Consider the following 14,533-nt stretch of genomic DNA (forward strand, 5'->3'; position numbering starts at 1 on the left):
GTGAGCAGAGTATGATTTTAATGATTGATAATTATGATTCATTTACGTACAACCTGGTCCAGTATTTAGGTGAGCTTGGAGAAGAATTGATCGTGAAACGGAATGATCAAGTAACCATTCAAGAAATTGAAGAGCTCAAGCCGGATTTCCTCATGATTTCTCCAGGGCCATGCAGTCCTGATGAAGCGGGGATTAGTATGGAGGCGATCAAGCACTTTGCAGGAAGTATTCCGATCTTCGGTGTGTGTCTAGGTCACCAATCCATCGCACAAGTCTTTGGCGGGGATGTCGTTCGAGCAGAGCGCTTAATGCACGGTAAAACGTCAGAGATTAAACATGACGGAAAAGGTGTCTTCACAGGACTACAAAATCCGCTCGTCGCAACGAGATATCATTCGTTAATTGTCAAAAACGAGACACTGCCAGAGTGCTTTGACGCAACAGCCAGCACAAAAGAAGGCGAGCTCATGGCGATTCGCCATAAAGAACTGCCGATTGAAAGTGTGCAATTCCATCCTGAATCGATTATGACGTCCTTCGGAAAAGAAATGCTGAAAAATTTCATTGAAACCTATCGTAAAAAGGGGCAAGAAGTAAACGCATGATCATTTATCTGAACGGTCAGTATATAGAGGAGAAAGACGCGACTCTTTCTCCTTTTGATCATGGTTTTCTATATGGCATCGGTGTATTCGAAACATTTACCAGCCTGGCAGGACAAGTCTTCCTGTTAGATTGGCATCTTGAAAGGCTCAATCAATCATTACGTGACCTTTGCATCGAATCCACAATAGAGAAACCATTTGTACTCGACATCATTTATACTTTACTGAATAAAAACCAAATAGCCGGCGGCCATGCGAGAATTCGCTTGAATGTTTCTGCGGGCAGAGGCAATGGGTTTTCTGCAGATCCTTATGAAGAGCCTGTCGTTTTTGTCATGATCTCTCCATTCCGTCCAGAATCTATTTTAGATGAGAAAAAGGGAGTCATTCTTCAAACAAGAAGAAATACACCAGAAGGGCCAAGGCGCCTCAAGTCTCATCACTATATGAACAACCTGCTCGCCAAAAGAGAAGTGGGGAACGACCCGGCGTTAGAAGGCATCTTTTTAACGAAAGAAGATGATGTGGCAGAAGGTATTACCTCGAATGTTTTTTGGCGGAAAGATGATGTGGTCTATACACCGTCACTTGATACAGGCATTTTAAATGGGGTCACTCGTCGATACTGTATGGAAACGCTCCACGCGATGGGGATCTCGCTAAAGGAAGGACGATACCCAGTCTCACATTTGCTCTCAGCTGATGAGGTATGGATGACTAATTCTGTTCAGGGAGTTGTACCTTTCGGGAGTATAGGAGACATCCACTTGCCCAAAAACAGCCGGACCATCTCAACAAAGTTAAGAATGCAATACACAAAAGAACGTCAAGATCATAAAGAGTAGGTGGACACAATGACACAACAATTGATAAAACAGCCTAAAATCATACAGGCCAAGCATCACACCCTTAGCTATGAAGAAAAGACATTGGTCATGGGCATTTTAAATGTCACTCCTGACTCTTTTTCAGATGGAGGAAAGTTTAATCAAGTAGATAAAGCGCTGGCTCATGCAGCGCAGCTAATAGAAGACGGGGCGCATATTATTGATATTGGCGGAGAATCGACTCGCCCGGGAGCGGCACTTGTCTCGGAAGAAGAGGAGCTTTCAAGGGTCATTCCTGTCATTGAGAAGATCACAAAAGAATTAGATGTACCTATCTCTATTGATACGTATAAAGCCCGTGTCGCAGATGAAGCGGTGAAAGCTGGAGCCTCCATCATTAATGATGTATGGGGAGCGAAGGCAGATCCCCAAATGGCACATGTGGCAGCGAAGCACAATGTCCCAATCATTTTAATGCACAATCGGCCAGAACGAAACTACACACATCTGATTTCAGATATGATCGCCGATTTGAAAGAAAGTGTCCAAATTGCCCAGCAAGCGGGTGTCCGTGATGACATGATCATATTAGATCCAGGGGTAGGATTTGCGAAAAATAAAGAGGACAACCTGAAGGTCATGAATGAACTCGAACATTTTTGTCACCTTGGGTATCCACTGCTGCTAGCTACATCACGAAAACGATTCATTGGTGCTGTTTTAGACCTGCCCCCTGAAGAACGTACTGAAGGAACAGGTGCGACAGTTTGCCTTGGGATTCAAAAGGGCAGTGCGATGGTCCGTGTACATGATGTAAAAGAAATAGCAAGAATGGCAAAAATGATGGATGCTATGCTGAATAAGGGAGGCGCTTATCATCGATAAAGTATATGTAAATGGAATGGAGTTTTACGGGTACCATGGTGTATTTGCAGAAGAAAATAAATTAGGGCAGCGATTCCGCGTGGACTTAACAGCTTCACTTGATTTAAGTAAAGCCGGACAAACTGATGACCTCAATGAGACCATCAACTATGCAGAGCTTTACCAAATCTGCAAAAGCATTGTAGAAGGTGAGCCGGTCAATCTCGTTGAAACACTGACAGAAAGAATTGCAAACCAAGTGTTAAAGGACTTTCCGACAGTTCAGGAATGTACAGTGAAGGTGATCAAACCAGATCCGCCAATTCCAGGACACTATCAGTCCGTTGCAATTGAAATGACGAGATCGCGCACATGAACAATACAGCATACATCGCATTAGGCTCAAACATAGGTAAAAAAGAAACCTATTTAAAAGAAGCTGTCAAAAAACTGCATGAACATCCAGAGGTTCAAGTGGAATTAATCTCATCGATATATGAAACAGCACCTGTAGGCTATGAAAACCAAGATGACTTTTTAAACATGGCCGTGAAAATTACCACTTCACTTCGTCCGGAGGAACTGCTGTCTCTTACTCAGAAAATCGAGCAGGAGTTAGGCAGAACAAGAGAAGTGAGATGGGGACCGCGAACGGCTGACCTTGACATTTTACTTTATAATCGTGAAAATATTGAAACAGAACAACTTGTAGTGCCGCATCCTAGAATGTACGAACGTTTATTCGTTCTTGTCCCGATGAGTGAGATTTGCCCAGAAATCGGCGAAGTACAAATAAATGCCGTAACAGACCAAGAAGGTGTAAGCATATGGAAAAAGACATGTGGGGTAGAAGAATTCGTGCATACCGAAAGCTAAAAGGGTATACTCAGGAAGGGTTCGCGAAAAGACTGGGCATCTCTGTCTCTGTCTTAGGAGAAATTGAGCGAGGCAATCGATTACCAACAAACCAATTGGTTGGTCAAATAGCAGATGCTTTAAATATAACGGTGGAAGAACTTTCGCCAATTCTTGAAGAAGAAAGGAGGGGGAAAAATGTTTAAAATCGGAGATATCGAGATTAAAAACAAAGTAGTGCTCGCACCAATGGCTGGTGTGTGCAACTCTGCCTTCAGACTGACGGTGAAAGAGTTTGGAGCGGGCTTAGTCTGCGCTGAAATGGTCAGTGACAAAGCGATCCTGATCAACAACGCGAGAACAATGGGTATGCTATACATTGATGAACGGGAAAAGCCTTTGAGCCTTCAGATATTTGGAGGGGAAAAAGACACACTCGTCGAAGCGGCAAAGTTCGTAGACCAGAATACCACAGCTGATATTATTGATATCAACATGGGCTGTCCTGTACCAAAGATTACGAAATGTGATGCAGGAGCGAAATGGCTCCTTGATCCAAACAAGATTTATGAAATGGTCTCTGCTGTCGTAGAAGCTGTAGACAAACCAGTTACAGTGAAAATGAGAATGGGCTGGGACGAAGACCATATCTTTGCTATCGACAATGCCCGTGCTGTTGAACGAGCTGGTGGACAAGCGGTTGCGCTTCACGGACGGACACGCGTGCAAATGTACGAAGGAACTGCGAATTGGGATATTATAAAAGAGGTTAAACAATCTGTATCAATTCCTGTCATCGGCAATGGCGATGTCAAAACCCCTCAAGATGCAAAACGTATGCTTGATGAAACAGGTGTGGACGCTGTTATGATCGGAAGAGCCGCACTTGGAAACCCGTGGATGATTTATCGAACGGTTCATTATTTAGAAACGGGTGAACTGAAAGAAGAGCCAAACGTGCGTGAGAAAATGTCAGTGTGCAAGCTTCACTTAGATAGACTCATCGATCTAAAAGGCGAGCATGTGGCTGTTAGAGAAATGAGAAAGCACGCAGCATGGTACTTAAAAGGTGTCCGAGGCAATGCGGATGTAAGAAATCAAATCAATCAAAGTGAAACGAGAGCGGAGCTTGTACAAGTTCTTGATGACTTTACGATCGAAGCCGAGGCAAAAGAGCTTCAAAGTATAAAAGTAGGATAAGATTATCTTTCTTTTTGTAGCTCACTGCTAGTGCATGTACTGGCAGTTTTTCTGCTTTTCTCTGCAAAATACATTATTGGAGTGATATAAAATGAGTAATGAAGGGCTTAATAACGAAGAATTAAATGACCAATTCCAGGTCAGACGTGACAAAATGAATAAAATGAGAGAAGAGGGTATCGATCCATTCGGTGAACGATATGACCGTTCTCATCAATCTGCGCAAATTATCGCTGAATATGACGAGTTTTCTAAAGAAGACTTAGAAGGAAAAGCGGCTCAAGTAACAATCGCTGGACGTATGATGACAAAGCGCGGAAAAGGTAAAGCTGGCTTTGCGCATATTCAAGACCTAGAAGGACAAATTCAAATCTACGTTCGTAAAGATAGTGTAGGGGAAGAAGCTTACGAATTATTTAAAAGCTCAGACCTAGGCGATATCATCGGTGTAACAGGGACTGTTTTTAAAACAAATGTCGGAGAACTTTCTATTAAAGCGACTAGCTTTGAGGTTCTGACAAAAGCACTTCGCCCGCTTCCTGATAAATATCATGGATTAAAAGATGTTGAACAACGCTATCGTCAGCGCTACCTTGACCTCATTGTAAATCCAGAAAGTAAGCAGACATTCATTATGCGAAGCAAAATCATTCAATCCATGAGAAGATACTTGGATTCTAAAGGATACTTAGAAGTTGAAACACCAACAATGCACAGCATTCCTGGTGGTGCATCGGCGCGTCCTTTCATTACTCATCACAATGCACTTGATATGCCGCTTTATATGCGTATTGCGATCGAACTGCACTTAAAACGCCTAATTGTCGGTGGTCTAGAGAAAGTATACGAGATTGGCCGCGTATTCCGTAATGAAGGTGTATCGACTCGTCATAACCCAGAATTCACTATGATCGAACTGTATGAAGCATACGCAGACTACAAAGACATCATGAATCTGACTGAAAACTTGATTGCCCATATTGCCCAAGAGGTGCTGGGAACAACAACCATTCAATATGGAGAAGATGAAATTGATCTCAAACCTGAATGGAAGAGACTGCATATGGTTGAAGCGGTCAAAGAAGCAACAGGTGTAGACTTCTGGCAGGAGATGTCTATAGAAGAAGCAAAACAGCATGCTGCTGATCATGGTGTTGAAATCACGAAAAATATGACAGTAGGTCATATTATCAATGAGTTCTTCGAGCAAAAAGTAGAAGAAACATTGGTTCAGCCTACATTCATTTACGGACATCCAGTGGAGATTTCTCCATTAGCTAAGAAAAATCCTGAAGATCCTCGCTTCACAGATCGCTTTGAGCTGTTTATCGTGCGCCGTGAGCATGCAAATGCATTCACAGAGCTAAACGATCCAATTGATCAAAGAGAACGCTTTGAAGCTCAATTAAAAGAACGTGAAGAAGGAAATGACGAAGCACATCTAATGGATGACGATTTTGTTGAAGCATTAGAATACGGCATGCCTCCAACAGGTGGTTTAGGAATCGGGATCGACCGATTAATCATGCTTTTAACAAATTCTCCATCAATCAGAGATGTACTGCTTTTCCCGCAAATGAGAAACCGCTAATACATCAATCAAAGCGCCATTTTATCTATGGCGCTTTTTATTTTTCATAAAATGAAACTTTTTTTAAAAAAACTATTGCAAGGAAAGATTCCAGATGGTATATTATTATTCGTTGCCGCAAAACAGCAACGAGGTTAAAAAAAGAAATTGAAAAAAGTTCTTGACTTTAACCGATGCAAAATGGTAAGATATTAAAGTCGCTTACGAGTGATAACGAACATGATCTTTGAAAACTAAACAAGACAAAACGTACCTGTTAATTCGAGTTTTTATAAAAAATCCTATGATACTTCATAGGTAGTCAGTCAAACTGGCGAAAAGCAAAACTTCGGTTTTGTACTTTTTCGGAGAGTTTGATCCTGGCTCAGGACGAACGCTGGCGGCGTGCCTAATACATGCAAGTCGAGCGGACAGAAGGGAGCTTGCTCCCGGATGTTAGCGGCGGACGGGTGAGTAACACGTGGGTAACCTGCCTGTAAGACTGGGATAACTCCGGGAAACCGGAGCTAATACCGGATAGTTCCTTGAACCGCATGGTTCAAGGATGAAAGACGGTTTCGGCTGTCACTTACAGATGGACCCGCGGCGCATTAGCTAGTTGGTGGGGTAATGGCTCACCAAGGCGACGATGCGTAGCCGACCTGAGAGGGTGATCGGCCACACTGGGACTGAGACACGGCCCAGACTCCTACGGGAGGCAGCAGTAGGGAATCTTCCGCAATGGACGAAAGTCTGACGGAGCAACGCCGCGTGAGTGATGAAGGTTTTCGGATCGTAAAGCTCTGTTGTTAGGGAAGAACAAGTGCGAGAGTAACTGCTCGCACCTTGACGGTACCTAACCAGAAAGCCACGGCTAACTACGTGCCAGCAGCCGCGGTAATACGTAGGTGGCAAGCGTTGTCCGGAATTATTGGGCGTAAAGGGCTCGCAGGCGGTTTCTTAAGTCTGATGTGAAAGCCCCCGGCTCAACCGGGGAGGGTCATTGGAAACTGGGAAACTTGAGTGCAGAAGAGGAGAGTGGAATTCCACGTGTAGCGGTGAAATGCGTAGAGATGTGGAGGAACACCAGTGGCGAAGGCGACTCTCTGGTCTGTAACTGACGCTGAGGAGCGAAAGCGTGGGGAGCGAACAGGATTAGATACCCTGGTAGTCCACGCCGTAAACGATGAGTGCTAAGTGTTAGGGGGTTTCCGCCCCTTAGTGCTGCAGCTAACGCATTAAGCACTCCGCCTGGGGAGTACGGTCGCAAGACTGAAACTCAAAGGAATTGACGGGGGCCCGCACAAGCGGTGGAGCATGTGGTTTAATTCGAAGCAACGCGAAGAACCTTACCAGGTCTTGACATCCTCTGACAACCCTAGAGATAGGGCTTTCCCTTCGGGGACAGAGTGACAGGTGGTGCATGGTTGTCGTCAGCTCGTGTCGTGAGATGTTGGGTTAAGTCCCGCAACGAGCGCAACCCTTGATCTTAGTTGCCAGCATTCAGTTGGGCACTCTAAGGTGACTGCCGGTGACAAACCGGAGGAAGGTGGGGATGACGTCAAATCATCATGCCCCTTATGACCTGGGCTACACACGTGCTACAATGGACAGAACAAAGGGCTGCAAGACCGCAAGGTTTAGCCAATCCCATAAATCTGTTCTCAGTTCGGATCGCAGTCTGCAACTCGACTGCGTGAAGCTGGAATCGCTAGTAATCGCGGATCAGCATGCCGCGGTGAATACGTTCCCGGGCCTTGTACACACCGCCCGTCACACCACGAGAGTTTGCAACACCCGAAGTCGGTGAGGTAACCTTTATGGAGCCAGCCGCCGAAGGTGGGGCAGATGATTGGGGTGAAGTCGTAACAAGGTAGCCGTATCGGAAGGTGCGGCTGGATCACCTCCTTTCTAAGGATATATGGAGCAGCGTGCGTTTTCGTCTTGTTTAGTTTTGAAGGATCATTCCTTCAAAACATGTCTCTAGCGAGACAGGATTGTTCTTTGAAAACTAGATAACAATAAGTAATACATTCACATTGAATGCAATGCAAAGTTCATCACACATAGTGATTCTTTCTAAAGTAAGAAATGGTTAAGTTAGAAAGGGCGCACGGTGGATGCCTTGGCACTAGGAGCCGATGAAGGACGGGACGAACACCGATATGCTTCGGGGAGCTGTAAGCAAGCTTTGATCCGGAGATTTCCGAATGGGGAAACCCACTGCTCGTAATGGAGTAGTATCCATACTTGAATACATAGAGTATGAGAAGGCATACCCGGGGAACTGAAACATCTAAGTACCCGGAGGAAGAGAAAGCAAATGCGATTCCCTGAGTAGCGGCGAGCGAAACGGGAACAGCCCAAACCAAGAGGCTTGCCTCTTGGGGTTGTAGGACACTCTATACGGAGTTACAAAGGAACGATATAAGCGAAGAGGTCTGGAAAGGCCCGCCAAAGAAGGTAACAGCCCTGTAACTGAAATGTTGTTCTCTCCAGAGTGGATCCTGAGTACGGCGGAACACGTGAAATTCCGTCGGAATCCGGGAGGACCATCTCCCAAGGCTAAATACTCCCTAGTGACCGATAGTGAACCAGTACCGTGAGGGAAAGGTGAAAAGCACCCCGGAAGGGGAGTGAAATAGATCCTGAAACCGTGTGCCTACAAGTAGTCAGAGCCCGTTAACGGGTGATGGCGTGCCTTTTGTAGAATGAACCGGCGAGTTACGATCCCGTGCAAGGTTAAGCAGAAGATGCGGAGCCGCAGCGAAAGCGAGTCTGAATAGGGCGCATGAGTACGTGGTCGTAGACCCGAAACCAGGTGATCTACCCATGTCCAGGGTGAAGTTCAGGTAACACTGAATGGAGGCCCGAACCCACGCACGTTGAAAAGTGCGGGGATGAGGTGTGGGTAGGGGTGAAATGCCAATCGAACCTGGAGATAGCTGGTTCTCTCCGAAATAGCTTTAGGGCTAGCCTCAAGGTAAGAGTCTCGGAGGTAGAGCACTGATTGGACTAGGGGCCCCTACCGGGTTACCGAATTCAGTCAAACTCCGAATGCCGATGACTTATCCTTGGGAGTCAGACTGCGAGTGATAAGATCCGTAGTCGAAAGGGAAACAGCCCAGACCGCCAGCTAAGGTCCCAAAGTATACGTTAAGTGGAAAAGGATGTGGAGTTGCTTAGACAACCAGGATGTTGGCTTAGAAGCAGCCACCATTTAAAGAGTGCGTAATAGCTCACTGGTCGAGTGACTCTGCGCCGAAAATGTACCGGGGCTAAACGTATCACCGAAGCTGCGGACTGTTCTTACGAACAGTGGTAGGAGAGCGTTCTAAGGGCTGTGAAGCCAGACCGGAAGGACTGGTGGAGCGCTTAGAAGTGAGAATGCCGGTATGAGTAGCGAAAGACGGGTGAGAATCCCGTCCACCGAATGCCTAAGGTTTCCTGAGGAAGGCTCGTCCGCTCAGGGTTAGTCGGGACCTAAGCCGAGGCCGAAAGGCGTAGGCGATGGACAACAGGTTGATATTCCTGTACCACCTCCTCACCATTTGAGCAATGGGGGGACGCAGGAGGATAGGGTAAGCGCGGTATTGGATATCCGCGTCCAAGCAGTTAGGCTGGGAAATAGGCAAATCCGTTTCCCGTGAAGGCTGAGCTGTGATGGCGAGCGAAATTTAGTAGCGAAGTTCCTGATTCCACACTGCCAAGAAAAGCCTCTAGCGAGGTGAGAGGTGCCCGTACCGCAAACCGACACAGGTAGGCGAGGAGAGAATCCTAAGGTGATCGAGAGAACTCTCGTTAAGGAACTCGGCAAAATGACCCCGTAACTTCGGGAGAAGGGGTGCTTCTTAGGGTGTTAAAGCCCCGAGAAGCCGCAGTGAATAGGCCCAGGCGACTGTTTAGCAAAAACACAGGTCTCTGCGAAGCCGTAAGGCGAAGTATAGGGGCTGACGCCTGCCCGGTGCTGGAAGGTTAAGAGGAGCGCTTAGCGTAAGCGAAGGTGCGAATTGAAGCCCCAGTAAACGGCGGCCGTAACTATAACGGTCCTAAGGTAGCGAAATTCCTTGTCGGGTAAGTTCCGACCCGCACGAAAGGCGCAACGATCTGGGCACTGTCTCAACGAGAGACTCGGTGAAATTATAGTACCTGTGAAGATGCAGGTTACCCGCGACAGGACGGAAAGACCCCGTGGAGCTTTACTGCAGCCTGATATTGAATGTTGGTACAGCTTGTACAGGATAGGTAGGAGCCTTGGAAACCGGAGCGCTAGCTTCGGTGGAGGCATCGGTGGGATACTACCCTGGCTGTATTGACCTTCTAACCCGCTGCCCTTATCGGGCAGGGAGACAGTGTCAGGTGGGCAGTTTGACTGGGGCGGTCGCCTCCTAAAATGTAACGGAGGCGCCCAAAGGTTCCCTCAGAATGGTTGGAAATCATTCGCAGAGTGTAAAGGCACAAGGGAGCTTGACTGCGAGACCTACAAGTCGAGCAGGGACGAAAGTCGGGCTTAGTGATCCGGTGGTTCCGCATGGAAGGGCCATCGCTCAACGGATAAAAGCTACCCCGGGGATAACAGGCTTATCTCCCCCAAGAGTCCACATCGACGGGGAGGTTTGGCACCTCGATGTCGGCTCATCGCATCCTGGGGCTGTAGTCGGTCCCAAGGGTTGGGCTGTTCGCCCATTAAAGCGGTACGCGAGCTGGGTTCAGAACGTCGTGAGACAGTTCGGTCCCTATCCGTCGCGGGCGCAGGAAATTTGAGAGGAGCTGTCCTTAGTACGAGAGGACCGGGATGGACGCACCGCTGGTGTACCAGTTGTTCTGCCAAGGGCATCGCTGGGTAGCTATGTGCGGACGGGATAAGTGCTGAAAGCATCTAAGCATGAAGCCCCCCTCAAGATGAGATTTCCCATTCCGCAAGGAAGTAAGATCCCTGAAAGATGATCAGGTTGATAGGTCTGAGGTGGAAGCGTGGTGACACGTGGAGCTGACAGATACTAATAGATCGAGGACTTAACCTATATTCTAATGTGAAGTTTGAACATTGTTATCTAGTTTTGAGAGAACATTCTCTCCATCAGGTTTGGTGGCGATAGCGAAGAGGTCACACCCGTTCCCATACCGAACACGGAAGTTAAGCTCTTCAGCGCCGATGGTAGTTGGGGGTTTCCCCCTGTGAGAGTAGGACGCCGCCAAGCTTCTATAAGGATCAGTTCCAGTCGGAACTGGTCTTTTTTGTGTTTTGCATGACTTGCTTCTATATAATAGGTTCTTAAAGTGAAAATACGTTGTTCCCTCGTTGATTGCTAAATGAATCAAAATTTACGCTCTTTCAATTTAACATGTCGGTCATCATATGAACCAGCAGCTCAAATTATCAAGGGTCTACACTAAAAGCATAGAAAACCTCACCTTCGGCTAAATAGATCTAGAAAGGCCAAGTATAGGGTCACTAAATAGAAAGACCTCATCCCGAAAGGTATGGTCAGCTATTGTTGCATTTCCAATTTAAAAGGATAGAAGAAATGAAAGAAACAATACTCATTTTATTTCTCCTGTTAAAATTATTTGAAGCAGTAGAAAAATGATGTGAAACGATTTTGTTGAAAAATAGTAAAGACCAGCAGTATTTTCACACTTTTTTATGCAAAAAAGATTTCTCAGAAAAATAAAATAATAACAGAATTTCTTTTTTGAATGTTTTTATCCAGAGATATATGAAATAAAATCAAGGGTATGAAAGCTTCGAAATCGCTGTTTTCAAAGGAATAAAGCCTTATTAGTACTCTTTTTAACAAAAAAACATAAAAAAATGAAAAAAAGGCTTTTAAAATGATGAGACAAGTGGTAAACTTCTTTAGGTGCCTTAACGAAAAGATGAAAAAACAGCTTTAAAATAAATTCAAAAATTATTTTAAAAAAGTCTTTACAAACAATATCTTATCGTTATATAATACTATTTGTCAGATCGAGAGACACTTCGAAACGACACAATATGGAGGATTAGCTCAGCTGGGAGAGCATCTGCCTTACAAGCAGAGGGTCGGCGGTTCGAGCCCGTCATCCTCCACCATATTTATTCTTACATAATGTTAGGATAGATAAAGCCGGTGTAGCTCAACTGGTAGAGCAACTGACTTGTAATCAGTAGGTTGGGGGTTCAAGTCCTCTTGCCGGCACCACTTTCATATGGTAAGATAGACAAGTCGCTTTTAAAGCGAGCCATTAGCTCAGTTGGTAGAGCATCTGACTTTTAATCAGAGGGTCGAAGGTTCGAGTCCTTCATGGCTCACCATGTTTCATGCGGGTGTGGCGGAATTGGCAGACGCGCTAGACTTAGGATCTAGTGTCTTTATGACGTGGGGGTTCAAGTCCCTTCACCCGCATTGCCAAATAAAATGAAAAAATCCTGTAATGCGGAAGTAGTTCAGTGGTAGAACACCACCTTGCCAAGGTGGGGGTCGCGGGTTCGAATCCCGTCTTCCGCTTATACCATCCACGCCGGGGTGGTGGAATTGGCAGACACACAGGACTTAAAATCCTGCGGTAGGTGACTACCGTGCCGGTTCAAGTCCGGCCCTCGGCATTATAAATAAGCGCCCGTAGCTCAATTGGATAGAGCGTTTGACTACGGATCAAAAGGTTAGGGGTTCGACTCCTCTCGGGCGCGCCATTAAGATCGGGAAGTAGCTCAGCTTGGTAGAGCACTTGGTTTGGGACCAAGGGGTCGCAGGTTCGAATCCTGTCTTCCCGACCATCTTTTATGGGGCCTTAGCTCAGCTGGGAGAGCGCCTGCCTTGCACGCAGGAGGTCAGCGGTTCGATCCCGCTAGGCTCCACCAATATGATCTTTGAAAACTAAACAAGACAAAACGTACCTGTTAATTCGAGTTTTTATAAAAAATCCTATGATACTTCATAGGTAGTCAGTCAAACTGGCGAAAAGCAAAACTTCGGTTTTGTACTTTTTCGGAGAGTTTGATCCTGGCTCAGGACGAACGCTGGCGGCGTGCCTAATACATGCAAGTCGAGCGGACAGAAGGGAGCTTGCTCCCGGATGTTAGCGGCGGACGGGTGAGTAACACGTGGGTAACCTGCCTGTAAGACTGGGATAACTCCGGGAAACCGGAGCTAATACCGGATAGTTCCTTGAACCGCATGGTTCAAGGATGAAAGACGGTTTCGGCTGTCACTTACAGATGGACCCGCGGCGCATTAGCTAGTTGGTGGGGTAATGGCTCACCAAGGCGACGATGCGTAGCCGACCTGAGAGGGTGATCGGCCACACTGGGACTGAGACACGGCCCAGACTCCTACGGGAGGCAGCAGTAGGGAATCTTCCGCAATGGACGAAAGTCTGACGGAGCAACGCCGCGTGAGTGATGAAGGTTTTCGGATCGTAAAGCTCTGTTGTTAGGGAAGAACAAGTGCGAGAGTAACTGCTCGCACCTTGACGGTACCTAACCAGAAAGCCACGGCTAACTACGTGCCAGCAGCCGCGGTAATACGTAGGTGGCAAGCGTTGTCCGGAATTATTGGGCGTAAAGGGCTCGCAGGCGGTTTCTTAAGTCTGATGTGAAAGCCCCCGGCTCAACCGGGGAGGGTCATTGGAAACTGGGAAACTTGAGTGCAGAAGAGGAGAGTGGAATTCCACGTGTAGCGGTGAAATGCGTAGAGATGTGGAGGAACACCAGTGGCGAAGGCGACTCTCTGGTCTGTAACTGACGCTGAGGAGCGAAAGCGTGGGGAGCGAACAGGATTAGATACCCTGGTAGTCCACGCCGTAAACGATGAGTGCTAAGTGTTAGGGGGTTTCCGCCCCTTAGTGCTGCAGCTAACGCATTAAGCACTCCGCCTGGGGAGTACGGTCGCAAGACTGAAACTCAAAGGAATTGACGGGGGCCCGCACAAGCGGTGGAGCATGTGGTTTAATTCGAAGCAACGCGAAGAACCTTACCAGGTCTTGACATCCTCTGACAACCCTAGAGATAGGGCTTTCCCTTCGGGGACAGAGTGACAGGTGGTGCATGGTTGTCGTCAGCTCGTGTCGTGAGATGTTGGGTTAAGTCCCGCAACGAGCGCAACCCTTGATCTTAGTTGCCAGCATTCAGTTGGGCACTCTAAGGTGACTGCCGGTGACAAACCGGAGGAAGGTGGGGATGACGTCAAATCATCATGCCCCTTATGACCTGGGCTACACACGTGCTACAATGGACAGAACAAAGGGCTGCAAGACCGCAAGGTTTAGCCAATCCCATAAATCTGTTCTCAGTTCGGATCGCAGTCTGCAACTCGACTGCGTGAAGCTGGAATCGCTAGTAATCGCGGATCAGCATGCCGCGGTGAATACGTTCCCGGGCCTTGTACACACCGCCCGTCACACCACGAGAGTTTGCAACACCCGAAGTCGGTGAGGTAACCTTTATGGAGCCAGCCGCCGAAGGTGGGGCAGATGATTGGGGTGAAGTCGTAACAAGGTAGCCGTATCGGAAGGTGCGGCTGGATCACCTCCTTTCTAAGGATATATGGAGCAGCGTGCGTTTTCGTCTTGTTTAGTTTTGAAGGATCATTCCTTCAAAACATGTCTCTAGCGAGACAGGATTGTTCTTT

At 47.0% G+C, this 14,533-nt stretch carries 8 protein-coding genes, 9 tRNA genes and 4 rRNA genes; all 21 read left to right on the forward strand.

Going from position 1 to position 14,533, the window contains the following annotated elements; all coding sequences use genetic code 11:
- Positions 1-11 precede the first annotated feature (11 nt).
- Entirely contained in the window at positions 12-605 is a 594-nt protein-coding gene (gene pabA / locus MHH65_RS00455) for an aminodeoxychorismate/anthranilate synthase component II (RefSeq protein WP_024427182.1), read from the forward strand.
- A complete protein-coding gene (gene pabC / locus MHH65_RS00460; RefSeq protein ID WP_024427181.1) occupies positions 602-1,450 on the forward strand; it encodes an aminodeoxychorismate lyase in 849 nt (282 codons plus the stop codon). Before pabA ends, pabC begins: the two co-directional genes overlap by 4 nt.
- Positions 1,451-1,459: 9 nt before the next feature.
- A complete protein-coding gene (gene folP / locus MHH65_RS00465) occupies positions 1,460-2,317 on the forward strand; it encodes a dihydropteroate synthase (protein ID WP_024425658.1) in 858 nt (285 codons plus the stop codon).
- Positions 2,310-2,672 (forward strand): dihydroneopterin aldolase, encoded by a 363-nt coding sequence (folB, locus tag MHH65_RS00470; protein WP_024425659.1) that lies wholly within the window; start codon positions 2,310-2,312, stop codon positions 2,670-2,672. The genes folP and folB overlap by 8 nt, the downstream gene beginning before the upstream one ends.
- The gene (gene folK / locus MHH65_RS00475) at positions 2,669-3,172 is read left to right on the forward strand and encodes a 2-amino-4-hydroxy-6-hydroxymethyldihydropteridine diphosphokinase (RefSeq protein WP_024425660.1); all 504 of its coding nucleotides are present in this window, start codon (positions 2,669-2,671) and stop codon (positions 3,170-3,172) included. Before folB ends, folK begins: the two co-directional genes overlap by 4 nt.
- Positions 3,124-3,357, forward strand: coding sequence for a helix-turn-helix transcriptional regulator (locus tag MHH65_RS00480; protein WP_024425661.1), 234 nt, complete (start codon positions 3,124-3,126; stop codon positions 3,355-3,357). The genes folK and MHH65_RS00480 overlap by 49 nt, the downstream gene beginning before the upstream one ends.
- Positions 3,350-4,351 (forward strand): tRNA dihydrouridine synthase DusB, encoded by a 1,002-nt coding sequence (dusB, locus tag MHH65_RS00485; RefSeq protein WP_024425662.1) that lies wholly within the window; start codon positions 3,350-3,352, stop codon positions 4,349-4,351. Before MHH65_RS00480 ends, dusB begins: the two co-directional genes overlap by 8 nt.
- A 91-nt stretch (positions 4,352-4,442) precedes the next feature.
- A complete protein-coding gene (gene lysS / locus MHH65_RS00490; RefSeq protein WP_024427180.1) occupies positions 4,443-5,942 on the forward strand; it encodes a lysine--tRNA ligase in 1,500 nt (499 codons plus the stop codon).
- Between the two features lie 341 nt (positions 5,943-6,283).
- Positions 6,284-7,832: ribosomal RNA gene (locus tag MHH65_RS00495) — 16S ribosomal RNA — on the forward strand.
- Positions 7,833-8,014: 182 nt separating this feature from the next.
- Positions 8,015-10,945, forward strand: a 23S ribosomal RNA gene (locus tag MHH65_RS00500).
- Positions 10,946-11,006: 61 nt separating this feature from the next.
- Positions 11,007-11,122: ribosomal RNA gene (gene rrf / locus MHH65_RS00505) — 5S ribosomal RNA — on the forward strand.
- Between the two features lie 799 nt (positions 11,123-11,921).
- A tRNA-Val gene (locus tag MHH65_RS00510) sits at positions 11,922-11,997 on the forward strand.
- A 33-nt stretch (positions 11,998-12,030) separates the two neighbouring features.
- Positions 12,031-12,106, forward strand: a tRNA-Thr gene (locus MHH65_RS00515).
- 37 nt (positions 12,107-12,143) lie between these two features.
- Positions 12,144-12,219: transfer RNA gene (locus MHH65_RS00520), tRNA-Lys, on the forward strand.
- Positions 12,220-12,227: 8 nt separating this feature from the next.
- Positions 12,228-12,310 (forward strand) — tRNA-Leu (locus MHH65_RS00525).
- A gap of 30 nt (positions 12,311-12,340) precedes the next feature.
- A tRNA-Gly gene (locus MHH65_RS00530) sits at positions 12,341-12,412 on the forward strand.
- A 12-nt stretch (positions 12,413-12,424) separates the two neighbouring features.
- Positions 12,425-12,510: transfer RNA gene (locus MHH65_RS00535), tRNA-Leu, on the forward strand.
- A 10-nt stretch (positions 12,511-12,520) separates the two neighbouring features.
- Positions 12,521-12,597: transfer RNA gene (locus tag MHH65_RS00540), tRNA-Arg, on the forward strand.
- Between the two features lie 7 nt (positions 12,598-12,604).
- A tRNA-Pro gene (locus tag MHH65_RS00545) sits at positions 12,605-12,681 on the forward strand.
- An 8-nt stretch (positions 12,682-12,689) separates the two neighbouring features.
- Positions 12,690-12,765 (forward strand) — tRNA-Ala (locus tag MHH65_RS00550).
- Positions 12,766-12,889: 124 nt separating this feature from the next.
- A 16S ribosomal RNA gene (locus tag MHH65_RS00555) occupies positions 12,890-14,438 on the forward strand.
- Together the 16S, 23S and 5S rRNA genes with 9 tRNA genes alongside form the textbook arrangement of a ribosomal RNA operon.
- Positions 14,439-14,533: the final 95 nt, after the last annotated feature.

The sequence above is a fragment of the Bacillus sp. FSL L8-0654 genome, from assembly GCF_038629965.1.
Taxonomy (GTDB): Bacteria; Bacillota; Bacilli; order Bacillales; family Bacillaceae; genus Bacillus; species Bacillus safensis.

Excerpts from the sequence above, each read along its gene's own strand:
- pabA (WP_024427182.1), top strand. The coding sequence starts at position 12 with ATGATTTTAATGATTGATAATTATGATTCATTTACGTACAACCTGGTC.
- pabC (WP_024427181.1), top strand. The coding sequence starts at position 602 with ATGATCATTTATCTGAACGGTCAGTATATAGAGGAGAAAGACGCGACT.
- folP (WP_024425658.1), top strand. The coding sequence starts at position 1,460 with ATGACACAACAATTGATAAAACAGCCTAAAATCATACAGGCCAAGCAT.
- folK (WP_024425660.1), top strand. The coding sequence starts at position 2,669 with ATGAACAATACAGCATACATCGCATTAGGCTCAAACATAGGTAAAAAA.
- MHH65_RS00480 (WP_024425661.1), top strand. The coding sequence starts at position 3,124 with ATGGAAAAAGACATGTGGGGTAGAAGAATTCGTGCATACCGAAAGCTA.
- dusB (WP_024425662.1), top strand. The coding sequence starts at position 3,350 with ATGTTTAAAATCGGAGATATCGAGATTAAAAACAAAGTAGTGCTCGCA.
- lysS (WP_024427180.1), top strand. The coding sequence starts at position 4,443 with ATGAGTAATGAAGGGCTTAATAACGAAGAATTAAATGACCAATTCCAG.